The sequence below is a fragment of the Gluconobacter sp. R75690 genome (assembly GCF_015244525.1).
Taxonomy (GTDB): Bacteria; Pseudomonadota; Alphaproteobacteria; order Acetobacterales; family Acetobacteraceae; genus Gluconobacter; species Gluconobacter potus.
This window is the reverse complement of record NZ_JABCQB010000006.1, coordinates 132,594-158,196: the sequence shown is the minus strand read 5'-3', so window position 1 is coordinate 158,196 and position 25,603 is coordinate 132,594. Positions and strand designations below refer to the sequence as shown.

The 25,603-nt window shown below is 60.1% G+C and carries 25 protein-coding genes; 16 read left to right on the top strand and 9 right to left on the bottom strand.

Annotated elements, in window-relative coordinates; translation table 11 throughout:
- Positions 1-89: 89 nt before the first annotated feature.
- On the bottom strand, positions 90-470 hold the full coding sequence (locus tag HKD27_RS09475; RefSeq protein ID WP_194265130.1) for a VOC family protein: 381 nt from the start codon (positions 468-470) through the stop codon (positions 90-92).
- Between the two features lie 56 nt (positions 471-526).
- Positions 527-859, bottom strand: a complete 333-nt coding sequence (locus HKD27_RS09470; RefSeq protein ID WP_194689322.1) for a hypothetical protein — start codon at positions 857-859, stop codon at positions 527-529.
- A 173-nt stretch (positions 860-1,032) separates the two neighbouring features.
- Here HKD27_RS09470 and hpxZ point away from each other — a divergent pair, with 173 nt between their 5' ends.
- Positions 1,033-1,434 (top strand): oxalurate catabolism protein HpxZ, encoded by a 402-nt coding sequence (hpxZ, locus tag HKD27_RS09465; RefSeq protein WP_011253667.1) that lies wholly within the window; start codon positions 1,033-1,035, stop codon positions 1,432-1,434.
- A 10-nt stretch (positions 1,435-1,444) separates the two neighbouring features.
- Here the strand turns inward: hpxZ and HKD27_RS09460 are convergent, their stop codons facing one another.
- The 4 genes from HKD27_RS09460 to HKD27_RS09445 all read right to left on the bottom strand — a co-directional run bounded on the left by HKD27_RS09460 (position 1,445) and on the right by HKD27_RS09445 (position 4,607).
- Complete coding sequence (locus HKD27_RS09460) at positions 1,445-2,269, bottom strand: ABC transporter permease (RefSeq protein WP_194689321.1); 825 nt, start codon at positions 2,267-2,269, stop codon at positions 1,445-1,447.
- Between the two features lies 1 nt (position 2,270).
- Positions 2,271-3,095: an ABC-2 family transporter protein gene (locus HKD27_RS09455; RefSeq protein WP_194689320.1), complete on the bottom strand. Its 825-nt coding sequence runs from the start codon at positions 3,093-3,095 to the stop codon at positions 2,271-2,273.
- Positions 3,092-4,072, bottom strand: coding sequence for an ATP-binding cassette domain-containing protein (locus HKD27_RS09450; protein WP_194265126.1), 981 nt, complete (start codon positions 4,070-4,072; stop codon positions 3,092-3,094). Before HKD27_RS09450 ends, HKD27_RS09455 begins: the two co-directional genes overlap by 4 nt.
- Positions 4,073-4,178: 106 nt before the next feature.
- A complete protein-coding gene (locus HKD27_RS09445) occupies positions 4,179-4,607 on the bottom strand; it encodes an Lrp/AsnC family transcriptional regulator (RefSeq protein ID WP_041112316.1) in 429 nt (142 codons plus the stop codon).
- A gap of 121 nt (positions 4,608-4,728) precedes the next feature.
- Here HKD27_RS09445 and HKD27_RS09440 point away from each other — a divergent pair, with 121 nt between their 5' ends.
- A complete protein-coding gene (locus HKD27_RS09440; RefSeq protein ID WP_194689319.1) occupies positions 4,729-5,805 on the top strand; it encodes a saccharopine dehydrogenase C-terminal domain-containing protein in 1,077 nt (358 codons plus the stop codon).
- Between the two features lie 6 nt (positions 5,806-5,811).
- Here HKD27_RS09440 and HKD27_RS09435 read toward each other — a convergent pair whose 3' ends face one another.
- Positions 5,812-6,864, bottom strand: coding sequence for a YeiH family protein (locus tag HKD27_RS09435; RefSeq protein WP_370544259.1), 1,053 nt, complete (start codon positions 6,862-6,864; stop codon positions 5,812-5,814).
- 111 nt (positions 6,865-6,975) lie between these two features.
- Here HKD27_RS09435 and HKD27_RS09430 point away from each other — a divergent pair, with 111 nt between their 5' ends.
- Complete coding sequence (locus HKD27_RS09430; RefSeq protein ID WP_194689317.1) at positions 6,976-7,890, top strand: LysR family transcriptional regulator; 915 nt, start codon at positions 6,976-6,978, stop codon at positions 7,888-7,890.
- A gap of 54 nt (positions 7,891-7,944) precedes the next feature.
- On the opposite strand, the gene HKD27_RS09425 is transcribed toward HKD27_RS09430, so the two are convergent.
- Positions 7,945-8,151: a cold-shock protein gene (locus tag HKD27_RS09425; protein WP_024717199.1), complete on the bottom strand. Its 207-nt coding sequence runs from the start codon at positions 8,149-8,151 to the stop codon at positions 7,945-7,947.
- 272 nt (positions 8,152-8,423) lie between these two features.
- On the bottom strand, positions 8,424-9,083 hold the full coding sequence (locus HKD27_RS09420; RefSeq protein ID WP_062495297.1) for a TetR/AcrR family transcriptional regulator: 660 nt from the start codon (positions 9,081-9,083) through the stop codon (positions 8,424-8,426).
- A gap of 336 nt (positions 9,084-9,419) precedes the next feature.
- Here HKD27_RS09420 and HKD27_RS09415 point away from each other — a divergent pair, with 336 nt between their 5' ends.
- The 13 genes from HKD27_RS09415 (at position 9,420) to gap (ending at position 25,532) form a co-directional block, all read left to right on the top strand.
- Positions 9,420-10,916, top strand: a complete 1,497-nt coding sequence (locus HKD27_RS09415; protein WP_194689316.1) for an aldehyde dehydrogenase family protein — start codon at positions 9,420-9,422, stop codon at positions 10,914-10,916.
- Complete coding sequence (locus tag HKD27_RS09410; RefSeq protein WP_194689315.1) at positions 10,916-12,511, top strand: GMC family oxidoreductase; 1,596 nt, start codon at positions 10,916-10,918, stop codon at positions 12,509-12,511. The genes HKD27_RS09415 and HKD27_RS09410 overlap by 1 nt, the downstream gene beginning before the upstream one ends.
- Positions 12,512-12,629: 118 nt before the next feature.
- Positions 12,630-14,201: an acyl CoA:acetate/3-ketoacid CoA transferase gene (locus tag HKD27_RS09405; RefSeq protein WP_194689314.1), complete on the top strand. Its 1,572-nt coding sequence runs from the start codon at positions 12,630-12,632 to the stop codon at positions 14,199-14,201.
- Between the two features lie 40 nt (positions 14,202-14,241).
- Positions 14,242-15,504, top strand: a complete 1,263-nt coding sequence (locus tag HKD27_RS09400; protein ID WP_194689313.1) for a glycerate kinase — start codon at positions 14,242-14,244, stop codon at positions 15,502-15,504.
- Positions 15,505-15,615: 111 nt separating this feature from the next.
- On the top strand, positions 15,616-16,758 hold the full coding sequence (locus HKD27_RS09395) for an acyl-CoA dehydrogenase family protein (protein WP_194689312.1): 1,143 nt from the start codon (positions 15,616-15,618) through the stop codon (positions 16,756-16,758).
- The gene (locus HKD27_RS09390) at positions 16,755-17,522 is read left to right on the top strand and encodes a 3-ketoacyl-ACP reductase (protein ID WP_194689311.1); all 768 of its coding nucleotides are present in this window, start codon (positions 16,755-16,757) and stop codon (positions 17,520-17,522) included. The genes HKD27_RS09395 and HKD27_RS09390 overlap by 4 nt, the downstream gene beginning before the upstream one ends.
- Positions 17,523-17,530: 8 nt before the next feature.
- Positions 17,531-18,682, top strand: coding sequence for a dihydrodipicolinate synthase family protein (locus HKD27_RS09385; protein WP_194689310.1), 1,152 nt, complete (start codon positions 17,531-17,533; stop codon positions 18,680-18,682).
- Positions 18,682-19,539: a sugar phosphate isomerase/epimerase gene (locus HKD27_RS09380; RefSeq protein ID WP_194689309.1), complete on the top strand. Its 858-nt coding sequence runs from the start codon at positions 18,682-18,684 to the stop codon at positions 19,537-19,539. Before HKD27_RS09385 ends, HKD27_RS09380 begins: the two co-directional genes overlap by 1 nt.
- A gap of 14 nt (positions 19,540-19,553) precedes the next feature.
- Entirely contained in the window at positions 19,554-20,315 is a 762-nt protein-coding gene (locus HKD27_RS09375; protein WP_194689308.1) for an electron transfer flavoprotein subunit beta/FixA family protein, read from the top strand.
- Positions 20,315-21,241, top strand: a complete 927-nt coding sequence (locus HKD27_RS09370) for an electron transfer flavoprotein subunit alpha/FixB family protein (RefSeq protein ID WP_194689307.1) — start codon at positions 20,315-20,317, stop codon at positions 21,239-21,241. Before HKD27_RS09375 ends, HKD27_RS09370 begins: the two co-directional genes overlap by 1 nt.
- 43 nt (positions 21,242-21,284) lie before the next feature.
- Entirely contained in the window at positions 21,285-22,934 is a 1,650-nt protein-coding gene (locus HKD27_RS09365; protein ID WP_194689306.1) for an electron transfer flavoprotein-ubiquinone oxidoreductase, read from the top strand.
- A 109-nt stretch (positions 22,935-23,043) separates the two neighbouring features.
- The gene (locus tag HKD27_RS09360; protein WP_062495277.1) at positions 23,044-24,444 is read left to right on the top strand and encodes a sugar porter family MFS transporter; all 1,401 of its coding nucleotides are present in this window, start codon (positions 23,044-23,046) and stop codon (positions 24,442-24,444) included.
- A gap of 68 nt (positions 24,445-24,512) precedes the next feature.
- Positions 24,513-25,532: a type I glyceraldehyde-3-phosphate dehydrogenase gene (gene gap / locus HKD27_RS09355; RefSeq protein ID WP_194689305.1), complete on the top strand. Its 1,020-nt coding sequence runs from the start codon at positions 24,513-24,515 to the stop codon at positions 25,530-25,532.
- Positions 25,533-25,603: the final 71 nt, after the last annotated feature.

The window sequence follows — 25,603 nt, the reverse complement described above, 5'->3', positions numbered from 1 at the left end:
CAGGAAGAAAGGGATGAAGTGGCCTCTTCATGCCGCAGGGCAGCCCGGCAGACAACCTTGTCGCCGGGGTTAGTTGGTCAGGCCCTGTTTCAGGAAGCCTTGTACAGGGCGCAGAGCTTGTTGCCGTCCGGGTCGCGCAGATAGGCAAGATAGAGGTCACCCGTCGGCGTATGACGGATACCCGGTGGGTTTTCGATCGCCTCGCCACCGTTCTCCACGCCCGCCTTATGCCAGGCATCGACCTGCTCGGGGCTGCTCATGGCAAAACCGATCGTACCGCCATTGGCAGGCGTTGCGGGTTCGCCGTTCAGGGGCTTCGTGATGACCAGACGACCGCCGGAATGGGCATAGGTCAGGCGGCCCTTGGCATTGGGTTCGGCCGGTTCGCAGCCGATGACGCCTAGTGTCGCATCATAGAATGTCTTGGAACGGGCAATGTCGTTGCTGCCGAGCATGATATGGCTGAACATGAAACTCATTCCTCTATTATAATACTGGGGAAGGACGGACGTGCCGTCCTGAAAATTCAGTCGATATTGATATTGCGGATACCACCCGGAATGCGGGTTTTTGAATCACGCGCGACGAAGGATTGCCGGTTGGTATTGTAATCCGGATTTTCCGCCATCGCCTGAAGGGTTGTGTCATCGCGTACATCCAGCGGCCGGTCATGACCGCCATTATCCTTGCGCGCTGTGGCTGCACAGATGCCGGCAGCGGTGGCGAAGGGGTGGGGATTGCCGCCGGCGCCGCTCAGCATCTGCTCGCGAATACATTTGCTGTCGGTGTGACCGGTAACCCAGGGCGTTCCGGAGCATGAGGCAAGCAGAAGCAGGCTGGGAAGAAGGACGTAACGCATGACAGAAACCTACTCGTGACGGAGAATGGAGTAAAGCGCGGGATCAGGTTGATCCTGACAGTCTATTGGATCGCGACTTCAGGAAAGGTCAATGTCTTTGATGGATCTTCAGGGGAAGGGCTTTTGCCAGTGATCTGGTATCCTTCGCATCATTTGAATGATGGAGAGCAGCCATGACGTCATCCGGTTTTCCGCTTCTGAACGATCCTGACATCCTTCGGGACATCACGGCCCTGTCCGACCGTTACGAACGGGCCCTGGGCGAGAATGAACTGCAGGAACTGGACAGGCTGTTTTACGACGGGCCGGAGACGGTGCGTTACGGAGTGGGGGAAAATCTCTACGGCTTTGACGAGATCAAGGCATTCCGCCGCAACAGGACGGGTGGTTCGCCCCCGCGGGAGGTCCTGCGCCGCGTCATTACCGTCATCGGCAGGGATGTGGCGACGGTGGACCTGGAGTTCCGGCGGATCGGAGCGGAGCGGATCGGGCGCCAGAGCCAGACCTGGTTCCGGACGCCCGAAGGATGGAAGATCATCGCCGCCCATGTCTCGCTGATGGGCACGGGATCCTGAGCGCCGGGCCTCAGCTTCCGCTGGAGACATATCCCGCTACCGCCCGGTTCCAGACGAGGATCATGATGCCGAGGAAGGCGAACCCCGCCGCCGGCGAAAGCGCGCCGATCCATGTCGGCATGCCAAGCGGGTCCGGGTGGGCGAGGCTGAACAGCGTCGGGTAATAGCAGACGGCTGCGAGCGGCAGGACGAAGGTGATGAAGCGCCGGAGCCAGCGGCCGAACATGGTCAATGGGTACTGTCCGGCCTCCACACCGCCATAAGTCAGGACGTTGACGACCTCCAGCCCCTCGACAGTGATGAAGCACAGGGCGGCCTGTCCGATCAGGACGCCGAGGAACATGGCTGCACCGCCCGCGATGGCCCAGGGCAGCACCAGCGCTGCGCTCCACTGGACATGAGGAGCAAGCCACAGACCCGCCATGAGCACGAAGAGGCCCTGAAGGAAGCGTCCGATCGGGCGCAGGCGCAGTTCGTGTCCCAGAAGTAGCAGCAATGTCGAGCGCGGTCGCAGGAGGAGGCGGTCGAAGCTCCCAGTCCGGACATATTCGCCTCCAAAGACCTCAAAGCCGCGTCCCAAAGTCTCGGCGACGGCAAAAGCCACGTTCACAAGACCGTACAGGACGGCGACGGTTCCGATATCCCATCCCGCAATGCTGCCGAAGCGATGGAAGAGGCTCCAGATGCCGAAGAAGCTGAGGAGTGTCGTGACGAAATTGCCGATGGCCTGAATGACAAAGGTGCCGGGATAGCGGAGCTGCGCCACGATCGAAGCCCCGGCCATGCGGCGATACAGGCCCGGACCGCTGAGCGTGCGGGAAGGGGATTGCGTCATGTCAGGCACCCTGCACCTCCAGCCGGTTCACGGTCTGGCGCATCCACAGACGTCCGATGAGCGTCAGGGCCGCCAGCCAGAAAATCTGCAGCCCCAGCCCCATTGCAATCCCGCCGGGGATGGGCGTCCCGAGATAGATGCGGATGGGGATGTCGGTAATGCCGGCGAAAGGCTGTGCGAGCAGGAAAGGCCGGATCCAGTCGGGATAGAGCGGTAGCGGCAGCAGCATTCCCGACAGCAGGACGGCGAGCGGCGTTCCGACGGCATAGCTGCCCAGAGGGGACAGCGTGCGCGCTGTGAGGATATTCCACCACATCACGATGGTCGCGGAGAGCAGGGCGCCGAGTGCGATGGAAAGAAGCGCCAGAACCGCGGAGATCAGGCTGGCGGGGCCAGCAAGGCTCCAGGCGCCGAGCCCGACAAGCATGGCAAGCGGTCCGGCCACGCAGGCCAGCAGGACCGCTCGAGGCACCGCATTCCCCAGCAGTCGCGCCAAGCTGGCAGACAGCCACCAGTTCCACATATCGACCGGACGCAGAAGATCGTAGACGATGGCGCCTGTCCGGGCGGCGTCGCCGATGGCAGGCAGGCAGCCGAGTGGCAGAAGCGTGAAGAGTGACTGCTGGATCCAGGTGTAGGTCATGGCCTGCCGCAGCGAGAGCGGGGCCTGCACGTCCGGAGCGGCATGGTACACTGACGCGTAGGCCATCAGGGTCACGGCGCCGAACCACATCTGCGCCACCAGTCCCGCAACGACGGCGATGCGGTATCGCAGGCCGATCTTCCATTGCAGACCGAAGGCCGTGAGATACGGGCGCAGGCTCATGCGGCGTGATCCGCATAGAAACGCGTGATGATCTCGTCGATCGAGGGGCGGCTGATCCGCAGGTCGTCGAGGCCCGGAAGATGGCCGACATGCGCGACGAGAGCTGGGGCCGGGATCTGATGCGGGTCGAAAGTGATGGTGAGACTATGGGGCTCACGCGCGGTTTCGTGGGCGCCGGCGGGAAGCGTCAGTTCGGGGGGCGTGTCATGGAAATCGAGTTCCAGAATACGCTCGGACAACGTCGTGGTGCGAAGATCCTCGAACGGGCTGTCCGCGAGGATGCGGCCGTGACCGATGACGATTACTCGTTCGGCAAGCGCCTCGATGTCGTGCATGTCATGGGTCGTCAGCAGGACGGTGGTGCCGCGGTCCCGGCAGAGTTCATGCACGAAAGCCCGCACGGCGAGCTTGGACGGGGCGTCCAGACCGATCGTGGGTTCGTCGAGAATGAGGATGTCCGGATCATGGATGAGAGAGGCCGCGATTTCGGCACGCATTCTCTGTCCGAGCGAAAGCTGGCGGACGGACTGGTCCATGATGCCGCCCAGATCGAGCGCATCGGCAAGACGGGCGCGGTTGCGGGCAAAACGCTCCGGTTCCACGCCGTAGATGTCGCGCAGCAAAGCGAGGCCTTCGGCGACCGAAAGATCCCACCAGAGCTGGGTCCGCTGCCCGAACACGACACCGATCCGCGCCACATGGGCGATGCGGTTCGTCCAGGGCACCAGACCATTGACCTGCACTTCTCCCGATGTGGGGCGCAGGATGCCGGAGAGGATCTTGATCGCCGTCGATTTTCCCGCGCCGTTCGGGCCGATGAAGCCTGCGATCTGGCCTTTCGGGACTGAAAAGGAAATCCCGTCCAGCGCGACGATATCACGAGTTTTCCCCCGCCAGCTGCCTCCTTCGCGGATCCGGTAGGTTTTGCGGAGATTGCTGACCGTAATGGCGTCGGTAAGAGAAGGGGGCGTCTGCATCAGGGCTCCGTCATGAGCGGTAAACATCTGTTTTGGGGAGAGTGGACAGCGGTCCATATTGAAAGCAAGCCGTTTCTGAAGGCGTGTGATGTACAAGTCGGCTGGCTCAGTGCCCTTTGCGAAAACGCGTCGAGAGGATGATGGCGGAGACGGTCCGCTCCACCCCTTCCATCTGCCCGATATCGTCAATGGCGCGATTGATGTTTTCGGTCGTGGCGGCCCCCAGCAGGGCAATCAGGTCCGAGGCACCGCTGACCGCATGCAGTTCCCGCAGTTCGGGCAGTGTTTTCAGGTCCCGCTCCACTTTCTGCCGGTGGCGCGGTGTGAGCACGATCGAGACATGGGCGCGCACCAGATCCTCGTCCGGATTTTCGAGAAGCGTATAGCCCCGGATCCGTCCCTGCCGCTCCAGACGTTCCATGCGTCCCTGCAGAGTCGTGCGGGAGATCCCCAGCCGGCGCGCCAGCGCGGCTGTGGGGGTTCGCGCATTGCGGCGCAGGATATCGAGAAGAGCCTGATCGATCGGATCCGTCATTCTGACTGTTATAGACGGCAATCTGCCGTTGGGAATAGCTTTTTGCCGTCACGCTGCCGCTTGAGATCCGTCGGCCCAGACCCTGATCCTGTCCGTAACACTTCCGGAACAGGATATGATCATGAAGCAGGTTACGGTTGCAGGCGCGGGCAAGATTGGTTCAGCCATTGCGGAGCTTCTTCATCACGGCGGCTATGGTGTGACGCTGCTTGACTGTCATGCGGAGTATCTCAACAGCCTGAAACTGCCCGAAGGCATTGCTCGCCAGACCGCGGATATCGCCCAGGGCCTTGATCCGGATCTGCTCAAAGGGCAGTTCGCCGTCCTCTCCGCGCTTCCCTTCCATCTGACGCGGACTGTCGCGGGTGCAGCCGCTGCGGCTGGCGTTCATTATCTGGACCTGACCGAGGACGTGGCATCCACCCGTGACGTGAAGGCGCTGGCCGAGGGCGCGTCGCATGCGTTCATTCCTCAGTGTGGTCTGGCACCGGGTTTCGTCTCCATTGCCGCACATGATCTGGCCGGGCATTTCGACGAGATCGATACGATCCGGCTGCGTGTCGGAGCGCTGCCGCGTTTTCCGTCCAATGCGCTGGGATATAACCTGACCTGGAGCACGGAAGGTCTCATCAACGAATATATCGAACCCTGTGAGGCGATCGTGGATGGGAAGCGCATCCTCGTTCCCGCTCTTGAGGGCATGGAAAGCCTGGGCGTCGATGGCGTTCTTTATGAGGCTTTCAACACGTCCGGCGGTCTGGGCTCGTTGTGCGAAACCTATGACGGCCGGGTCCGGGAGCTCAATTATCGCACCATGCGATATCCGGGTCATCGCGATATCATGAAGGTTCTCCTATCCGATCTGCGGCTGTCGGAACGGCGGCATATCCTTCAGGATATCCTGACCCACGCCATTCCCGGAACGGCTCAGGATCTGGTGGTGCTGTCGGTTATCGTGACGGGGCTACGGGATGGTCGGCAGCAGCAGGAAACACTGGCCCGGACCATTCACGCGCAGGAGTTCATGGGCGGATACCGGACTGCGATTCAGCTCACGACGGCGGGGTCCATCTGCGCGGTTCTGGACCTGCTCGCAGAAGGGAAGATTCCGTCGGCAGGCTTTGTCCGTCAGGAAGATATTCTGCTGTCCGCCTATCTGTCGAACCGCTACGGGCGGGTCTATCAGCCGCAGGGCTGAACTGCCTCATGCGCAGTTCAGGGTCCGGACCAGCAGGATGCTGGCCCCCAGAAGACCGGCCAGGGACATCGCGACTGTCAGGACCAGCGGTCGTCCCGCCCGGAAGACGGAACGGATATCGATCCCCAGACCCAGTGCTGCCATGGCCAGAATGGTCAGGAATGTGGCGGTCTGGCTGAGGGGAGCGATGCAGGCTTCGGGAATGACGCCAAGGGACCGGACGATGATCATCGCCATGAAGCCCGCGATATACCACGGGACGAGGCGGAACAGGCTGTGGGTTTTGCCCGTTTCGGAAGGTTTCAGTGGCTGCGTCCGGGCGTTGTTGCGATGAACCGTCAGTGACAGAACGGCGCAGACCGGGCCCAGCATGAGAACGCGCATGAGCTTGACGAGCGTTCCGACATGCAGGGCAGCGGGGCCGAACGGTGCGGCCGCCGCCATGACCTGTGGAACCGCATAGACCGTCAACCCGGCGACGGCACCATTGGCGATCCCGGACATGTTCAGGAAGGGGAGCAGGACAGGCAGCCCCAGAACGACCGCCAGACCACCTGCTGCCGTGAAGGCGATTGTCGCGCCGATATCCTCATCTGATGCCTGAATGGCGGGGGCTGCGGCCATGATTGCGGAATTGCCGCAGATGGAATCGCCACAGGCCACGAGCAGGGTCTGGTTCCGAGACAGTCCATTCATCCGTCCGGCCCAGCAGGTGAAGATCATGCTGAAGATCACCATCCCCAGAACGGCGAGCAGGATTTCAGGTCCGGCAGACCAGACGGCCTGAAGGCTGAAAGTCGTGCCCAGAAGGACGATCGCAATGTTGAGGAGTGTCTTCGAGCAGAACCTGATCCCGCAATTGAAGGTGTCTGCGGGTTTGCGGACAGACCGCAGGATGACGCCCAGGATGAGCGCGATATTCAGGGTCTCCAGAAAGGCTTTACCAGCCAGGATCCGTTCCACGTGCTCGAGACCAAAAGCCGCAAGCGCAATACCGATGCACAGGGCCGTTCCCGGAAAGCGGGACACGAGGTCTCCCGCGGGCGATAGGGTCTTCACGATATGCTCTCCTTGATCGTGAAGATTTAGGGAGAGGACAATCAATCAATCCAACGCATAAATTTCATGATTCCAATCAGAAAAATCGATTGATTGTGCTATCCATTGCCCATGACTCTTGATCAGCTCCGTCTCTTCATCGCTGTTGCCGAACGCGAACACGTCACTGCTGCGAGCCGGGCGATGAACGTCACCCAGTCCGCGGTCTCGGCGGCTATTGCGGCTCTGGAAGAGCGTTACGGGGTCAGGCTTTTTGATCGGGTGGGACGGGGCATCCGTCTGAGCGAGGCGGGACATCTGTTTCTGCCCGAGGCCCGTGCGGTCGTCGCGCAGGCCGCTGCGGCAGAAAACATTCTGGATGAGATCAGCGGGCTGAAGCGCGGAACACTCCGCGCTGTGGCCAGCCAGACCATCGCTGCGTACTGGATTCCGTCCATTCTGGTCGCTTTCCGCAGAAAATATCCGCAGATCAAGGTCGAACTGGCCGTCAGCAATACCGAAGAGGCCGCGAAGAAGGTCCGGGAAGGGGAGGCTGAACTGGGGATCGTGGAGGCACTTGTCGATGATCCAGCGCTCGCCCAGTGGCCGCTGGGAAAAGATAATCTGACCATTGTGCAGGCCGACGCCGTGGTTCCCCAACATGCTGACAGGGAATGGCTACGCAAACAGGTCTGGGTGATGCGGGAGTTGGGATCGGGGACGCGGGCTACGCTGGAACACTATCTCCGGCGTCTTGGGATCGCGCCCGATGAGCTGAATGTCAGTCTGGTCCTGCCATCGAATGAGAGCGTACGCACCGCCATCGAGGCAGGAGCGGGGATTGGTGCGCTGTCATCGCTGGTGGTTGCCCCGGCGCTGCTGGCGGGGACGCTTCATGCGGCGTCAGAGGTGCCGGAAAGCCGCTTTTTCTATGGGCTGAGGCATAAGGAACGTTACAGAAGCCCTGCTGCCGATGCGTTTGTGGAGATGATTAATCTCGCGAACAGGGGGCACGGGCTACAGCCGGAAAGCCGGTGCCAGACATGAAAAAAGCCGCCCTTGCGGGCGGCTTCCTGCACATCGGAATGTACATCAGGGCAATCAGATTGCCTTGATGCTCACTGCCGACGTTTTGCCGTTGCGGCCAGACTCGAGCTCGTAAGAGACATGCTGACCTTCGTTGAGGGTGTGCATTCCGGCGCGCTCGAGTTCAGAGATGTGAACGAACGCATCCTGGCCACCGTTATCAGGCTGGATGAAACCAAAGCCCTTGGTGGAGTTAAACCATTTTACGGTGCCTGTTGCCATAACGAGGCTCCTTTTTAACAATAGCAGTCGTGCACAAGATACGCACGAAATCATAACTCTTAAGGGGAACGAATGACGCAACATGCGTCGAAAACCCGCTTAGGAGCACCTGCCGACATCAGATAGACGTTAACTCGACCGCAGATGCAAGAGAAAAATCTAAGGCAGGGCATTATAATTGTAACCGGAATTCAATATTTTCCTTAACCGGACCATAAATTGGCTCTGAATTCAGGGATATGAGACTGTATGTTTGTAAGAAAAACTGCGCCTTAATTCTTGCAGACCAGGCGGCATATCGTTTCGATATTAAAGGCAATTCTTTCTTCAAGCGCTTCGGGGGCTGTAAAATCCCGCTCGAAGATTACCGATCCCGTGAAGCGGTTTGTGAAATAATAATAATTGATCGAGGCGATCGTGATGTTCAGCTGGGCTGCGTCAATGCCGTCGCGGAAGATGTTTTCCCGAACGCCCCGGTCCAGAAGGGACTGGATGCGGCGGACGAATTTCTGACTGATCGTCTTCAGTGTAGGCGAGTTCCGGATATGGGCGGCCTGACAGAGGTTCTCGCTGTTCACGAGGGTGATGAACTCGGGATTGGCGATGTAATATTCCCATGTGAAGCGGACGAGCGTTTCGAGGGCTGTCCTGGGGGGCAGGTTTTCCAGATCCAGTCTGGTCTCTTCCTCCCGGATGTTAAGATATTCCCGCTCCAGGACCGTGCGGAAGAGGCCGTCCTTACTTTTGAAGTAGTGGTAGAGCATCCTCTTGTTGGCCTTGGCATCGAGGGCGATCGTATCGACCCGCGCGCCTTCAAGCCCGTTTCGGGCAAATTCCTTCTTCGCCGCTTCGAGAATGCGTAATTTCGTGGCCTCCGCGTCCCTGACACGTTTCTTCGTAGAGGAGGACGCTCTGCTTTTCTCAAGGGGCATCAGGGGCTTGTTCCGCTCTCAGTATGGACGCTCTTTCTGGGGGAAACCGCCCCAAAAGAAAAGCGGATCATAAAATCACACTCAAAGTGAGAAAAAATATCAACGTAACGTGATTTCATGCTGGTGCGCCCCTGCGATATGTGTAAGTAACTACATGGTGCGTTGTGCGTTAGGAAGTTGGAACCCGAGCGTCTGTGGTCAAATGCAGGTGAGGGTCATCCGTGATTAAGAATTGCATGTTGTAATATCTCTCGGGGTTTCCAGTTCATAAGAGTAAAACCGGGCTGTTCATCGTAAAAGGGATGGAAGCGCCATAGTCAGCAGGAAATAAGTCTCATGAATGTTGTCTCAAAGACTGTATCTTTACCGTTAAAGCCGCGTGAGTTCAAATTCTTCATTGATGGCGAATGGCGCGCTGGTAAGGATTTCTTCGATCGCTCTTCGCCAGCCCATGATGTTCCCGTCACCCGTATTCCACGCTGCACCCGTGAGGACCTTGATGAGGCGGTAGCTGCGGCGCGTCGTGCCTTTGAGAACGGAAGCTGGTCCGGCCTGCCGGCTGCGGATCGTGCGGCGGTTCTCCTGAAAGCCGCGGGCCTTCTGCGCGAGCGCCGTGATGACATCGCTTACTGGGAAGTTCTCGAAAACGGGAAGCCCATCAGCCAGGCGAAAGGTGAGATCGATCACTGTATCGCCTGTTTCGAGATGGCGGCCGGCGCTGCGCGGATGCTGCATGGTGATACGTTCAACAATCTGGGCGAGGGGCTGTTCGGCGTGGTCCTGCGGGAGCCCATCGGTGTTGTCGGTCTGATCACGCCATGGAACTTCCCGTTCATGATCCTGTGTGAGCGCGCGCCGTTCATTCTCGCATCCGGCTGTACGCTGGTTGTCAAGCCTGCCGAAGTCACGAGCGCTACAACGCTTCTGCTAGCGGAAATCCTTGCCGATGCCGGACTGCCGAAGGGTGTCTTCAATGTCGTGACGGGTACGGGACGCACTGTTGGTCAGGCCATGACCGAGCACCAGGATATTGACATGCTGTCCTTCACGGGCTCGACGGGGGTTGGCAAGTCCTGCATCCACGCAGCGGCTGACAGCAATCTGAAGAAGCTGGGTCTCGAACTGGGCGGCAAGAACCCGATCGTCGTATTCGCGGACAGTAACCTCGAGGATGCGGCCGATGCGGTAGCTTTCGGGATCAGCTTCAACACCGGGCAGTGCTGTGTGTCGTCGAGCCGTCTGATCGTAGAGCGGTCCGTGGCCGAGAAGTTCGAACGTCTCGTTGTGGCGAAGATGGAGAAGATCCGCGTCGGCGATCCGTTCGATCCCGAGACGCAGATCGGCGCCATCACGACGGAAGCGCAGAACAAGACCATTCTGGACTATATCGCGAAAGGCAAGGCCGAGGGCGCCAAGCTGCTCTGTGGTGGCGGGATCGTCGATTTCGGCAAGGGGCAGTATATCCAGCCGACGCTTTTCACGGATGTGAAGCCCTCGATGGGCATCGCGCGTGACGAGATTTTCGGGCCGGTTCTGGCGTCCTTCCATTTTGATACCATTGATGAAGCGATCACGATTGCCAATGACACGGTTTACGGCCTGGCCGCATCGGTCTGGAGCAAGGATATCGACAAGGCGCTTGCCGTGACCCGTCGTGTTCGCGCCGGCCGCTTCTGGGTGAACACCATCATGAGCGGTGGTCCCGAGACGCCGCTGGGTGGTTTCAAGCAGTCGGGCTGGGGCCGTGAAGCCGGTCTGTACGGTGTTGAGGAATATACGCAGATCAAATCTGTCCATATCGAAACTGGCAAACGTTCGCACTGGATTTCGTAATGACGAGCGGTTTTGATTACATCGTTGTCGGTGGCGGTTCGGCTGGCTGTGTTCTCGCAGCCCGCCTTTCCGAAAATCCTTCCGTCCGTGTCTGCCTCATTGAGGCCGGCCGGCGGGACACGCATCCCCTGATCCACATGCCGGTCGGTTTCGCGAAGATGACCACGGGGCCGCATACCTGGGATCTTCTGACGGAGCCGCAGAAACATGCGAACAACCGCCAGATCCCCTATGTGCAGGGCCGGATTCTGGGTGGCGGATCGTCCATCAATGCGGAAGTCTTCACGCGGGGGCATCCTTCCGACTTCGACCGCTGGGCGGCGGAAGGTGCGGATGGCTGGAGCTTCCGGGATGTCCAGAAGTACTTCATCCGTTCCGAAGGCAATGCCGTGTTTTCGGGCGCCTGGCATGGCACGAACGGGCCGCTCGGGGTGTCCAACCTCGCGGACCCGAACCCGACCAGCCGTGCGTTCGTGCAGAGCTGTCAGGAAATGGGGCTGCCCTATAATCCCGATTTCAACGGTGCATCGCAGGAAGGGGCTGGCATCTACCAGATGACCATCCGCAACAACCGGCGCTGCTCGACGGCAGTGGGGTATCTGCGTCCGGCCCTGGGGCGTAAGAACCTGACGGTTGTGACACGTGCGCTGGTCCTGAAGATCGTCTTCAACGGAACGCGGGCGACAGGTGTGCAGTATATTGCCAACGGGACCCTGAATACTGCCGAAGCGAGCCAGGAAATCGTTGTGACGGCCGGAGCGATCGGAACGCCGAAGCTGATGATGCTGTCGGGCGTCGGTCCTGCCGCGCATCTTCGCGAAAATGGTATCCCGGTCGTGCAGGATCTGCCGGGCGTGGGCGAGAACCTGCAGGATCATTTCGGTGTGGATATCGTAGCCGAGCTCAAGACGGATGAGAGCTTCGACAAGTACCGGAAACTGCACTGGATGCTGTGGGCAGGTCTTGAATACACCATGTTCAGATCCGGCCCCGTCGCGTCCAACGTGGTTGAGGGCGGCGCGTTCTGGTACTCGGATCCGTCATCGGGTGTTCCTGATCTCCAGTTCCATTTTCTTGCGGGCGCAGGGGCTGAGGCAGGGGTGACGTCCGTTCCCAAGGGAGCGTCCGGGATTACGCTGAACAGCTATGTGCTGCGTCCGAAGTCTCGCGGTACCGTTCGGCTGCGTTCGGCAGATCCAAGGGTCAATCCGATGGTCGATCCCAATTTCCTTGGAGACCCGGCCGACCTTGAAACGTCTGCGGAAGGTGTGCGTCTGAGCTACGAGATGTTCTCTCAGCCGTCCTTGCAGAAGCACATCCGGAAAACCTGCTTCTTTAGCGGTAAACAACCGACGATGCAGATGTATCGCGACTATGCGCGGGAACATGGCCGGACGTCCTATCATCCGACATGCACCTGCAAGATGGGTCGTGATGACATGTCCGTCGTCGACCCGCGTCTGAAAGTGCACGGGCTTGAGGGCATCAGGATCTGTGACAGTTCGGTCATGCCGTCGCTGCTGGGGTCCAATACGAATGCCGCAACGATCATGATCGGTGAGCGGGCAGCGGATTTCATTCAGGGGAATGCCTGAAGCGGGGTCTGCCCGCATCATCTGAAAACACGGGATAACGGAAAAGCCGTGCTGTCGGGCCGGGCTTTTTTGTTCGGAATTATGGTAACTAACCAGTTAGATACAAAGGCATTGGAACATGACGAAAGTCAGGACAGCGGCCGAGGCTGTGAGCCTCATCAGGGACGGAGCCATGGTTGCCGTCAATTCGTCTTCGGGACTTCTGTGTCCTGACGCGGTTCTCGAGGCACTGGGGCAGCGTTTCGAAGCCACGAAATCGCCGGCGAAACTGACGACTATTCATCCGATTGCCGCGGGCGACATGTTCGGTACCAAGGGCGTGGACCATCTCGCCCGTCCGGGCATGATCACGAAGATCATCGGCGGGTCCTATCCTTCGGGGCCGAGCAATGCCGAGCCGCCGCTGATCTGGCAGCGGATTCAGGCGGAAGATCTGGCCGCCTACAATGTTCCGTCCGGCGTGATTTTCGACATGCTGCGGGAAGGGGCTGCAAAGCGTCCTGGCGTGCTGACCAAGGTCGGGCTCGATACCTTCGCAGACCCGAAGCGTGATGGCTGCGCTATGAATGAAACCGCACGGCTGAACCCACTTGTCCGTCACATGGATTTCGAGGGTGAGGACTGGCTGTACTTCCCCGCGTTGCGCCCGGATGTGGCCATCATCCGTGGCTCAACGGCGGATGAAAACGGCAACCTGACCTTTGAGCAGGAAGGGGCGACGCTCGGTGCCATGGAAATGGCTCTGGCGGCCCATAACAATGGCGGTCTGGTGATTGCACAGGTTCGCCGTGTAGCGGCGCAGGGCACGCTCAAGCCGCATGACGTCAAGGTGCCGGGCATTTTGGTGGACGTGATCGTCGAGGCACCGGAGCAGCTTCAGACAACCGCGACAGCTTACGATCCCGCCATTTCCGGCGAGATTTTCCGCCCGCTCTCCACATTCGACATTCCGGATTTCGGCCCGTCCAAAGTCATGGCCCGTCGCGTGGCGCAGGAATTGAAACAGGGCTGGGCGGTGAATATTGGGTTCGGCATTTCCGCGAATGTTCCCCGTATTCTTCTGGAAGAAGGGCGTCATGGCGCTGTGACCTGGGTCATCGAACAGGGGGCTGTGGGCGGTATCCCGCTGCTCGACTTCAAGTTCGGCTGCGCCAGTAACGCCGAAGCCTTTGTCGCGTCGCCCCATCAGTTTTCCTATTTTCAGGCAGGTGGTTTTGACTGCTCCCTGCTGTCCTTCCTTGAGATCGGACAGAACGGTTCGGTGAATGTCAGCCGTCTCGCCGCCACGCCACATCGTACGGCGGGAGCCGGTGGGTTCGTCGATATCACCGCCCGGGCCAAGCGCATCATTTTCTCGGGCAATTTCAACGCCGGGGCGAAAATGCATATCGAGGACGGGCGCCTCGTGATCGACAAGGAAGGCAAGATCGCAAAAATCGTGCCCGAAGTGTCGCAGGTGAGCTTTTCCGGCGGACGTGCCACCGAAACGGGGCAGGAGATCACTTATGTGACGGAGCGTTGCGTTCTGAGGCTGCTGGATGGCAAGTTGACGGTCACTGAAATCGCGCCGGGGATCGACTTGCAGCGGGACATTCTGGATCAGGCGACGGCTCATCTCGAAGTCTCGCCCGATCTGAAGGACATGGACGCGGCCCTGTTCCGTGACGAACCCATGGAACTGACCCTGTGACCTTCACCCCTCGCGCCAGACGGACAGACAGGAACTGACCATGATGCTTCAGGACCGCATGTTTCTGACAGGACTCTTCGACGCCGCCGTTGGTGCGGCCGAGCCGGAGCAGATCCTGGCGGCACATCTGCCCGAGCCTCCAAAGGGCCGGACGGTTGTGGTTGGTGCCGGCAAAGGAGTGGCCCAGCTGGCCGCGGCTTTCGAGCGTGTCTGGAGAGGGCCGCTCAGCGGGGTGGTGGTCACGCGTTATGGAAATGTCTGTCCGACGCAGTTCATCCGTGTGATGGAGGCTTCGCATCCGGTGCCGGATGAGGCGGGTCTGAAGGCTACGGAGGCGCTTTTCGAGACGGTAAAGGGGCTGGGGCCGGACGATCTTGTCGTGGCGCTCATCTGTGGGGGTGGGTCGGCTCTGCTGCCATCTCCGCCGCCGGGTATGACGCTTGAGGATGAGGCCGAACTGAACCGTGTCCTGCTCGCGTCAGGCGCGCCGATTTCCGTCATGAACAGCATCCGCAAGCAGGTGTCAGGCATCAAGGGCGGGCGTCTGGCGGCTGCGGCGGCTCCGGCGAAGGTCGTGTCGCTGGTGGTGTCGGACGTTCCTTTTGACGATCCTGCACAGGTGGCCTCCGGGCCCACGGTGCCGGATCTGGGAACGCGAGAGGATGCCCGTCGTCTGGCGAAGACGTGGAAACTGTGCCTGCCCGAAAAGGTCCAGTCATGGCTGGATGGGGAAGAGGGACGTGCACCGCTGGCGACTGACCCGGTGTTCAGTAGGAACGAAGTGCGCGTGATCGCCTCCGCCCATCTGTCGCTGGAAGCGGCGGCCGAGAAGGTGCGGCAGGCGGGGATCTATCCCGTGATCCTGTCGGATGCGATTGAAGGGGAGTCCCGGGACGTCGCCAAGGTTCATGCCGCAATGGTGCGGGAAGTCATCCTGAGGGGACGGCCTTTCCGCCGCCCGGTCGTCATCCTGTCAGGGGGGGAAACCACTGTAACCATACGCGGGCAGGGTGGCCGGGGAGGACGCAATACCGAGTTCCTTCTGGCTTTTGCGCTGGCGGCGGAAGGTCTGCCGTTTTCGGCTCTGGCGGCGGATACCGATGGCATTGACGGCTCGGAAGACAATGCCGGGGCCTTTGCCGACGGTGTCAGTATGGAGCGCCTGAGGGAGAAGGGATTCAATCCCACAGATCTTCTGATGGAGAACGATGCCTATACCGCGTTCGAGGCGCTGGGAGACCTGTTTGTTCCGGGGCCAACCGGGACGAACGTCAATGATTTCAGAGCCGTACTGGTTCGCTAGGACCGGCTCGGAAAGCTTCAATAATGATTGATTGGTGAGTGTGGCGAAAGCCGTAGTCTTTAACAGTTTTCAATAGTAACCATCTAGTTAGTTACTTATGTGGAGTCGGCTATGTTTCTGAACGAAATGCAGGAAGAGGTCCGCGAAACGACACGGTCTTTCGTGGATAACGTCATCCGTCCCGCCGCCGAGGCGCTGGACCGTGAGGAGCGCTTCCCCGCGGAAATTTACGAGGAAATGGGTAAGCTTGGCCTGTTTGGCATCGCCGTTCCCGAGGAACTGGGCGGACCGGGCTTCGACACGCTGACCTATGCGGTCGTGATGGAAGAACTCTCGCGCGGTTACGCCAGCGTGGCCGACCAGTGCGGTCTGGTGGAGCTGATCTCTACGCTTCTGGTGCGTCACGGAACGCCGGAACAGCAGAAAATGCTGCCCGACATTCTCTCCATGAAGCGCAAGGTTGCTTACTGTATCACGGAGCCGGAAGCCGGTACGGACGTCTCCGGCATCCGCACCACCGCCGTGCGCGATGGCGAGGGCTGGGTGCTCAACGGCGGCAAGATCTGGATCCACAATGCACCGGTCGCTGATACGGGCTTTGTCCTGGCGCGCACCGACAAGGAAGCGGGCAACCGCGGCATGTCCATCTTTATCGTGGATCTGCATGCCAAGGGTGTCGAGCGTGGTCCCAAGGAACACAAGATGGGCCAGCGGGCGAGCCAGGTCGGTGCGCTTGACTTCTCGGATGTCCGTCTGGGCAGCGATGCGCTGCTGGGCGAGATGAACCGTGGCTTCCACATGATGATGAGCGTGCTCGACAAGGGCCGCGTCGGGATTGCGGCACTGGCCGTCGGGATCGCTCAGGCCGGGCTTGAAGCGGCCGTGGATTATGCTGGAACGCGCAAGCAGTTCGGCAAGCACATCTCCGAGTTCCAGGGCGTACAGTGGCTTCTGGCCGATATGGCCAAGGACATCGAGGCTGCACGGCTTCTGGTCCATTCGGCTGCGACAAAGATCGATCGTGGGCAGGACGCCACGCGCGCCTGTTCCATGGCCAAGTGCTTTGCCGGTGACATGGCGGTGGCCCGGACAGCCGATGCAGTCCAGGTCTTTGGTGGCTCGGGCTATATCCGTGGCTTCGAGGTCGAGCGTCTGTATCGCGATGCCAAGATCACCCAGATCTATGAAGGTACCAACCAGATCCAGCGCATGATCATCGCGCGTGAACTGCTCCGTAAAGGCGCACGGGCATGAGACAGGTCGCTCTCGTCACCGGTTCCTCCCGGGGTATCGGTTTCGCGACGGCGCAGGCTCTCGCGAAACGGGGCTTTGCTTTAGCGGTCAACGGCCCGTTCGATGATGAGGAACTGCGTTCGGCTGTCAGCCGACTGTCCGAAACTGGAGCGTCCGTCATGGCGCTCCCCTTCGACATCACGGATCTGTCCGTTCACGCGGAGCGGCTGGCGCAGGTCGAGGCTGAGCTTGGGCCACTGACGACGCTCGTGAACAACGCGGGGGTCGGCGTCCTTCAGCGCGGCGACCTGCTGGATGTGAGTGAAGCGAGCTGGGACCGGTGCCTGACGGTGAACACCAAGGCGCTGTTCTTCCTCTCGCAGGCTTTCGCAAAGCTGCTCCTGTCCCGTCCGCGGCCCGGGGGCGTGTTTCATTCCATCGTGAATGTGACGTCGTCCAACGCCACGGCCGTGGCGGTCCAGCGCTCCGAATACTGCGCGTCCAAGGCGGCTGCCGCGATGGTGTCCAAGGCTCTGGCCGTTCGGCTCGGGCCGGAAAACATCGCGGTCTATGACGTTCAGCCCGGCCTGATCGCCACGGACATGACCGCTGCCGTGATCGAGCAGTATCGCCAGCGTGCCGTGGACGGTCTGACCCTGCTGCCGCGCGTCGGCGAACCCGAGGATATGGGCGGCATTATCGCAACCCTTGCTTCGGGCGGACTTCCCTACACCACAGACCAGGTGATTTCGGCGGATGCCGGAATGCTTGTGCCGCGTTTCTGAGAGCGGTCATGAAAATCATTCTTCCCGATGAAACCGGCCGGAAGACGGACTATCACCTGATCGGAACACCCGCACCGACAGGAACACTGGGCCGCAACCCGGCGCGGATCGTTTATTCCGCAGCGCATGTCGTCGCCAATCCCTATGTAGCGAAGGACCCTTCAGGATCCGGTGCAATCGACTGGGAGCGGACGATGGGGTTCCGTCGCTATCTTGCGGGTCTGGGGCTGGGCATTGCCGAAGCCATGGATACGGCCCAGCGGGGTATGGGTCTGGACTGGCCGATGGCGCTTGAGCTGATCCGCCGGACGAAGGCGGAACTGCCGGACGCCGACGTCGTCAATGGCTGCGGAACCGATCATCTGGATCCGGCAAGCGTGCGGGATGTGGATGCAGTCATCCGCGCCTATCTGGAACAGGTCGAGGCCATTCAGGCCGTTGGTGGCCGGATCATCCTGATGGCGAGCCGGGCACTGGTCCGGGTGGCGAAAGGTCCTGAAGACTATCTGCGCGTCTATCGTGAAGTTCTCTCGGCCTGCGACGAACCGGTCGTCCTGCACTGGCTGGGTGAGGCGTTTGATCCTGCGCTTGCCGGATACTGGGGCACGAACAGCTTCGATCAGGCGCTGGAAACCGTGCTTGAGATGATCGGGCAGAACGTCTCCAAGGTAGACGGCATCAAGATTTCCCTTCTGGACAAGGACAAGGAAATTCGGATGCGCCGTCTGCTTCCGGCAGGCGTGAAAATGTATACTGGGGACGACTTTAATTACCCGGAACTGATCGAAGGCGACGAGCAGGGTTTCAGCCACGCGCTTCTGGGCGTGTTCGATCCGCTGGCGCCGCTGGCCGCCTATGCGGTGAGCAAACTCGGCGAAGGCGACAAAGCTGCCTTCCGCGCGGCGCTGGACCCCACGGTTCCTCTGGCCCGGGTGATCTTCAAGGCGCCGACCCAGTATTACAAGACGGGTGTCGTGTTCCTGGCATGGCTGAACGGCTTTCAGGATCACTTCATCATGCTGGGTGGTGCGCAGTCCATGCGACCTCTCCCGTATTTTACGGAGATCTTCCGGCTGGCGGATGGCTGCGGCCTGCTCCGGAACCCGGAACTGGCCGTGCGGCGCATGAAGTCGCTTCTGTCGGTCTATGGAGCCGATTGATGCGCGACTTCACCCACGATCATTCCGCGTTGGCGCTGAATACCGCGACCCTCGGCCACAATATGCCGGGGGCAGGAGCCGGATGGTCCGCTGAACGGACGATCGACGCCTGCGCCGAGCGTGGCATCGGCGGCATCGTCTTCTGGCGTCCGGAACTTCAGGGCCGGGCTTCTGCCATCGGGCAGTACGCCCGGCAGGCCGGAGTGGACGTCGTGGGGCTGTGCCGTTCGCCGTTTCTTGTGGGGCCTCTGGCGCCACACGGACGGCAGGCGGTCGTGGATGATTTCCGTCGTTCCATCGACGAGACCGCCGATCTGGGAGGCAAGATTCTGACCATCGTGGTGGGGGGCGTCGAGCCCGGCACCAAGGGGGTGAGGGAGAGCCTCGATATTGTCACGGACCGTCTGTCGGCAGTGCTGGACTACGCATCCGAACGGGGCGTCAAGCTGGCTCTGGAGCCGCTGCATCCGATGTATGGCGGGGACCGCTCCTGCCTGCCGACACTGCGTGATGCCCTGGATATCTGCGACGTCCTCAATTCCGACACGCTGGGTGTGGCGGTCGATGTCTATCACGTGTGGTGGGACACCGATCTTCCGCGCCAGCTTGAACGGGCAGGGACGCGCATCATGGGGTTCCATCTGTGTGACTGGCTGGTTCCCACGACGGACTTTCTTCTGGATCGCGGGATGATGGGGGACGGCGTGGCAGACCTGAGGGGCCTGCGCGCGGGTGTGGAACGCGCGGGATATGACGGGTTCTGCGAAGTCGAGATTTTTTCTGCAAACAACTGGTGGAAGCGCGATCCGGCCGAAGTGCTGGATGTGATGATACAGCGCTTCCGCGATATCTGCTGAGAACGGAGAGTATCATGAAGATCCTCGTCCCTGTGAAACGGGTCGTCGACTATAACGTCCGCATCCGCGTCCGGCCGGATGGGTCTGGCGTTGATCTGGCGAACGTCAAGATGTCCATGAACCCCTTTGACGAAATCGCGGTCGAAGAGGCCATTCGTCTCAAGGAAAAGGGCGTGGCGACCGAAGTCGTCGTCGTTTCCATCGGTGTCGCGCAGGCGAAGGACACGCTGCGGACCGCCCTCGCCATGGGAGCGGACCGGGCCATTCTCGTCACAGCAACCGACGATGTGAATGTTGATCTGGAACCGCTTTCGGTGGCGCAGATCCTTAGCAAGGTCGTGGTAAACGAACAGCCTGGTCTGGTGATCGCGGGCAAGCAGGCGATCGATAACGACATGAACGCGACCGGACAGATGCTCGCCGCCCTGCTGGGCTGGGGGCAGGGCACGTTCGCCTCTTCTGTTACGATCGAGGACGGTTCGGCGCTGGTCACACGTGAAGTCGATGGCGGTCTTCAGACTATCAGGCTGAAGCTTCCGGCGGTGGTGACGACGGATCTGCGCCTCAACGAACCCCGCTATGTGGCGCTGCCCAACATCATGAAAGCGAAGAAGAAGCCGCTTGAAGAAGTGTCGCTTGCGCAGCTTGGCGTCGAGGTCCGTCCTCGTCTCACGGTTCTCAAGACGGTCGAGCCTCCGCAGCGCCATGCTGGCGTGAAGGTCGGGTCCGTCGATGAACTGGTGTCGAAACTGAAGAATGAAGCAGGAGTCCTCTGATGTCTGTTCTGCTACTTGCCGAAGTCAGTGACGGTCGCCTCGGGACGGATACGGTCGCCAAGGCGCTGACGGCGGTTGCCACGCTGGACGATGTGCATATTCTCGTCACGGGTGAGAATTGCGCGGCAGCAGCCGATGAGGCGGCGAAACTGGCGGGTGTGTCGAAGGTTCTTCTGGCGGATGATGCATCTCTGGCGCACGGCCTTGCCGAGCCCGTCAGCACGCTCATCGTCTCGCTGGCCAAAGACTATAGCCACATCGCCGCTGGTGCGACCGCGTTTTCCAAGAACGTCCTGCCGCGCGTTGCTGCGCTGCTGGATGTGATGGTCCTGTCCGAGGTCACGGCTGTTCAGGACGCGGACACGTTCGAGCGGCCGATTTACGCCGGCAATGCGATCCAGACGATCCGCTCCTCCGATCCCGTCAAGGTCTTCTCGGTCCGCACGGCAGCCTTCACGGCAGCACAGGGCGGCGGAAGTGCCCTTGTCGAAACCGTTAGCGTTCCGGCAGATCCGGGCCTCTCGAAGTGGGTCGAGGACAAGACGGTCGCATCCGAACGTCCGGACCTCACATCAGCCAAGATCATCGTCTCTGGTGGACGTGGTCTTGGCTCGAAGGAAAACTTCGACGCCATTACCACTCTTGCGGACAAGCTGGGTGCTGCGGTTGGCGCAAGCCGCGCGGCGGTAGATGCGGGCTACGCACCCAATGACTGGCAGGTCGGACAGACCGGCAAGGTCGTGGCGCCGGACCTCTACATCGCGGTCGGCATCTCGGGCGCCATCCAGCATCTCGCGGGCATGAAAGATTCCCGTGTCATCGTCGCGATCAACAAGGACGAGGATGCACCGATCTTTCAGGTCGCCGATTACGGGCTGGTCGGGGACCTGTTCACCATCCTGCCCGAACTGACAGCAAAGATCTGACCATGCGCAGCCTCGGTATCACGATCGGAGAGGGAGAAAAGTCATGACGGCGATTGAACGCGAAAGCATGGACTATGACGTCGTCATCGTCGGTGCCGGACCGGCGGGCCTGTCGGCTGCCATCCGTCTCAAACAGCTTGACCCGGACCTGTCCGTCGTTGTGCTGGACAAGGGTTCCGAGGTTGGCGCCCACATCCTCTCCGGCGCGATCATTGATCCGTGTGCGCTCAATGTCCTGCTGCCGAAATGGCACGAAATGAACGCGCCGATCACCGTGCCTGTGGAGACGGACAGTTTCTATGTTCTGGGTGAGAAGGGGCAGACACGTCTTCCCAACTGGCTCATGCCGCCTTTCATGAACAATCACGGCAACTACATCGTTTCGCTGGGGAATGTCTGCCGCTGGCTTGCCGAAACGGCAGAAGGGCTGGGCGTCGAGATTTTCCCCGGTATGGCGGCCAGTGAGCTTGTGTATGGCGAAAAGGGTGAGATCCGGGGTGTGGTCGCCGGTGAATTTGGGCGGAATGCGGATGGATCGCCGGGCGAGAATTACGAACCGGGCATGATCCTGGCAGGCAAATATGTGCTGATTGCTGAGGGCGCACGAGGGTCTTTAGCGCTCCAGATCATGAGGCATTATGGTTTGTCGGATGGCAGGGACCCGCAGAAATTCGGGATTGGCCTGAAGGAAATCTGGGAAGTGGACCCGGCCCGGCATAAACCCGGCACGGTTGTGCACACGATGGGTTGGCCATTGGGACGCAATGCCGGTGGTGGTGCGTTTGTCTATCATCTGGATAACAATCAGGTCTGTGTCGGGTTTGTCGTGCATCTGAGCTACGAAAATCCCTATCTCGACCCGTATCGGGAGTTCCAGCGTTTCAAGCATCATCCGCTGATGGCGGGGCTGCTGGAAGGCGGAAAGCGGATCGCCTATGGCGCTCGTGCCATTTCGGAAGGTGGGTGGCAGTCCATTCCAAAGGTCGTTTTCCCCGGTGGCGCGCTTCTGGGCTGTTCCGCCGGGCTTGTGAATGTTCCGCGGATCAAGGGCAGCCACAATGCCATTTATTCGGGAATGCACGCGGCAGAGGCTGCTCATGCGGCGATCCGGGATGGCCGGAGCGGCGATGAACTTACGGCCTATGACACCGTCCTGAGGGAAGGGCCTGTGGGCCGGGATCTCAAGCTTGTCCGCAACGTCAAACCACTTTGGGAAAAATACGGCCTGGCGGGCGGGATCGTGCTGGGTGGCCTTGATATGTGGACGGCGTCTCTGACTGGGGCGTCTTTGTTCGGGACACTGCATCATCACAAGACGGATGCGGCAGCGACGGGGAAGGCTGCGGATTTTTCGCCGATTGCCTATCCGAAACCGGATGGGAAGCTCAGCTTCGACCGGGTGACCAATGTGGCGTTTTCGTTCACCAACCATCACGAGAGCCAGCCCTGTCATCTGAAGCTCAGGAATGCTGACATTCCGATTACGATGAATTTGCCGATCTATGCCGAACCGGCGCAGCGCTATTGCCCGGCGGGGGTTTACGAGATTGTCGAGGACGCGGGGAAACCACGCTTTCAGATCAATTTCCAGAACTGCGTGCACTGCAAGACCTGCGACATCAAGGATCCGTCCCAGAATATCGTCTGGACGCCGCCGCAGGGCGGGGACGGACCCAATTACCCGAATATGTAAAATTTTACAGACCAGATCAAAGTAACGGCATCCATGCAGAACTCGGAATCCATGGCTGCCGAAGTGTTTCTTCCGATCACAGAAGAAGACCAAGAAAAGGAACACGGTCATGAGTGACGTTGGCGTTGTACAAGGCGTTCCGCGCGTTTCACTCAACGGCAGAAGTGCCCTCGTAGCCACTCTGGCTGCGGTGGCAGGTCTGATGTTCGGGCTGGACCTGGGTGTCATATCCGGAGCGCTGAAATTCATCGGTATCGAGTTTCAGGTCAATGATTTCGGTAAGGAGTGCATTGTCTCAGGCATGATGGTCGGCGCAGCGCTCGGAGCCCTGTTCGGGGGACGGCTGTCTTACATCCTGGGCCGCAAAAAGCTGCTGATCATCTCGGCACTGCTCTTCATTTCCGGGTCGGCGCTTTGCGCGCTGGCGCCGTCCGTTCCGGTCCTGATCGCGGGCCGTGTGGTCCTTGGACTGGCGATCGGCGTCGCGAGCTTTACCGCTCCACTTTATATTTCGGAAATTGCGCACCAGCAGCATCGCGGGGCGCTGATTTCCGTCTATCAGCTCATGATCACGGTGGGCATTCTGGTCGCGTTCATCTCCGATGCGCTTCTGGCCTATTCGGGGTCCTGGCGCTGGATGCTGGGCATCGTGGGCGTTCCGGGTGTTCTGTTCCTCATCGGTGTTCTTTTCCTGCCGGACAGCCCGCGCTGGCTGGTTCTGCGGGGGCGGCATGACGAGGCGTTCGATGTCCTGCACGGTCTGCGCGGCAATGACACGCATGCCCGTGACGAGATCGTCGAAATCCGTGAACAGCTTGCCCAGGCTGATGGCGGGTACACGCTTTTCAAGAAGAACCGGAACTTCCGCCGGGCGGTCTATCTGGGCGTGGCGCTTCAGGCGATCCAGCAGTTCACCGGCATCAATGTGGTCATGTACTACGCGCCCCACATCTTCGAGATGGCAGGTTTCGGCACAAGTGCCGCCCTGTGGGGCACGGTGATCGTGGGTCTGGTCAATGTGCTCTCCACGTTCATCGCTATTGGATATGTCGATCGCTGGGGCCGGCGGCCCATGCTGATCGCGGGCTTCATCATGATGGCGCTCGGCATGTTTACAGTCGGAATTCTTCTGTATTTCGGCACGGGCAACAGCGATCTGGCGCGTTACGCGGCTGTTGCGATGCTGCTGTGCTTCATCGTCGGTTTTGCCTTTTCCGCCGGGCCGCTGGTGTGGATCCTGTGCTCCGAAGTGCAGCCCATGAAGGGGCGTGACTTCGGCATCGGGTGCTCGACCTTCACCAACTGGGGCACCAACATGATTGTTGGTCTGACCTTCCTCTCGCTCCTGACGACGCTGGGAAGTGCCCAGACCTTCTGGCTCTACGCCCTGCTCAATCTCATCTTCATTTTCGTGACGATGAAGTTCGTCCCGGAAACCCGCGGTGTGTCGCTTGAGCAGATCGAGCGGAATCTCATGGCCGGCAAGCCCCTCAATCGCATCGGCCTGTAAGCGCAGGCCTTCCCCTCATTCACAAAAGGACAGGCCCTGACATCGGGGCATCAAACGGAGACAGTATCGTGGCAGTCAAGATCGGGATCAATGGATTTGGACGTATCGGACGTCTGACCTTGAGAAGTATTATCGAGAGCGGACGGACTGACATTGTTCCTGTTGTCATTAATGGTCCGGGCAGTGTCGAGGACAAGGTTCACATGCTGGTCTATGACAGCATCCACGGAAGGTTCCCGGGGAAAGTCCATCTTGAAGGCGATCAGTTGACGATCGAAGCGCATGGCCGGAGTTACGGACCGATCCGTATTTCCTCGGAGCGTGAGCCGGGGGCGGTTGCGCTGGATGGCGTGGATGTCGTCATGGAGTGCTCCGGGCTCTTTACGTCGAAACAGGCTGTGCAGCCCCTGTTGCAGGCGGGAGCACGAAAGGTTCTCGTCTCTGCTCCGGCAAGTGATGCGGACGCGACGATCGTGTATGGCGTGAACAATGATGCGCTCAAACCGGACATGACGGTTGTCTCAAACGGATCATGCACGACAAACTGTCTGGCACCGCTGGTCAAGGTGGCGGACGAGGCGTTCGGCGTCGAATGCGGTTATATGCTGACGGTTCATTCCTATACGGGTGACCAGCAGATTGTGGATCGCCGGCACCGTGACCTGCGGCGCGCACGGGCGGCCGGTCAGAACATGGTCCCGACGTCCACGGGTGCCGCCAAAGCGATCGGTCTTGTCCTGCCGCATCTCAAGGGACGGCTGGTCGGATCGTCGCTTCGGGTGCCGACACCGAATGTTTCGATGGTATCGCTCGATTTCGTGCCGTCGCGTGCTCCGTCATCGGTAGATGACATCAACGCGGCCTTTTATGAGGCGTCCGTGGGCGCTCTTGCGGGCGTTTTGGACTACAGCGATGGCATGCTCGTCAGCAGCGATTTCAATCACAGCGCTGCGTCTTCCAGTTTCGATGCGACGCAGACGGCGCTCATCCGGGATGGCGAGATGATCCATATCTGCAGCTGGTATGACAATGAATGGGGCTTCTCGAACAGGATGATCGATACCGCGGTTCTCATGGGGAGCCTGTAAGGGCGGCATGGTGGTCGATCTCGTCGTCTGAGTTGCTTCGACGGGCATTATGGAAGACGGTTCTTCCGGTG

Coding starts and splice junctions, on each gene's coding strand:
- HKD27_RS09380 (WP_194689309.1), top strand. CDS start 18,682: ATGCGCGACTTCACCCACGATCATTCCGCGTTGGCGCTGAATACCGCG.
- HKD27_RS09390 (WP_194689311.1), top strand. CDS start 16,755: ATGAGACAGGTCGCTCTCGTCACCGGTTCCTCCCGGGGTATCGGTTTC.
- HKD27_RS09395 (WP_194689312.1), top strand. CDS start 15,616: ATGTTTCTGAACGAAATGCAGGAAGAGGTCCGCGAAACGACACGGTCT.
- HKD27_RS09440 (WP_194689319.1), top strand. CDS start 4,729: ATGAAGCAGGTTACGGTTGCAGGCGCGGGCAAGATTGGTTCAGCCATT.
- HKD27_RS09360 (WP_062495277.1), top strand. CDS start 23,044: ATGAGTGACGTTGGCGTTGTACAAGGCGTTCCGCGCGTTTCACTCAAC.
- HKD27_RS09405 (WP_194689314.1), top strand. CDS start 12,630: ATGACGAAAGTCAGGACAGCGGCCGAGGCTGTGAGCCTCATCAGGGAC.
- HKD27_RS09455 (WP_194689320.1), bottom strand. CDS start 3,095: ATGAGCCTGCGCCCGTATCTCACGGCCTTCGGTCTGCAATGGAAGATC.
- HKD27_RS09425 (WP_024717199.1), bottom strand. CDS start 8,151: ATGGCAACAGGCACCGTAAAATGGTTTAACTCCACCAAGGGCTTTGGT.
- HKD27_RS09365 (WP_194689306.1), top strand. CDS start 21,285: ATGACGGCGATTGAACGCGAAAGCATGGACTATGACGTCGTCATCGTC.
- HKD27_RS09385 (WP_194689310.1), top strand. CDS start 17,531: ATGAAAATCATTCTTCCCGATGAAACCGGCCGGAAGACGGACTATCAC.
- HKD27_RS09375 (WP_194689308.1), top strand. CDS start 19,554: ATGAAGATCCTCGTCCCTGTGAAACGGGTCGTCGACTATAACGTCCGC.
- hpxZ (WP_011253667.1), top strand. CDS start 1,033: ATGACGTCATCCGGTTTTCCGCTTCTGAACGATCCTGACATCCTTCGG.
- HKD27_RS09475 (WP_194265130.1), bottom strand. CDS start 470: ATGTTCAGCCATATCATGCTCGGCAGCAACGACATTGCCCGTTCCAAG.
- HKD27_RS09430 (WP_194689317.1), top strand. CDS start 6,976: ATGACTCTTGATCAGCTCCGTCTCTTCATCGCTGTTGCCGAACGCGAA.
- HKD27_RS09370 (WP_194689307.1), top strand. CDS start 20,315: ATGTCTGTTCTGCTACTTGCCGAAGTCAGTGACGGTCGCCTCGGGACG.
- HKD27_RS09470 (WP_194689322.1), bottom strand. CDS start 859: ATGCGTTACGTCCTTCTTCCCAGCCTGCTTCTGCTTGCCTCATGCTCC.
- HKD27_RS09450 (WP_194265126.1), bottom strand. CDS start 4,072: ATGCAGACGCCCCCTTCTCTTACCGACGCCATTACGGTCAGCAATCTC.
- HKD27_RS09445 (WP_041112316.1), bottom strand. CDS start 4,607: ATGACGGATCCGATCGATCAGGCTCTTCTCGATATCCTGCGCCGCAAT.
- HKD27_RS09400 (WP_194689313.1), top strand. CDS start 14,242: ATGATGCTTCAGGACCGCATGTTTCTGACAGGACTCTTCGACGCCGCC.
- HKD27_RS09460 (WP_194689321.1), bottom strand. CDS start 2,269: ATGACGCAATCCCCTTCCCGCACGCTCAGCGGTCCGGGCCTGTATCGC.
- HKD27_RS09420 (WP_062495297.1), bottom strand. CDS start 9,083: ATGCCCCTTGAGAAAAGCAGAGCGTCCTCCTCTACGAAGAAACGTGTC.
- HKD27_RS09415 (WP_194689316.1), top strand. CDS start 9,420: ATGAATGTTGTCTCAAAGACTGTATCTTTACCGTTAAAGCCGCGTGAG.
- HKD27_RS09410 (WP_194689315.1), top strand. CDS start 10,916: ATGACGAGCGGTTTTGATTACATCGTTGTCGGTGGCGGTTCGGCTGGC.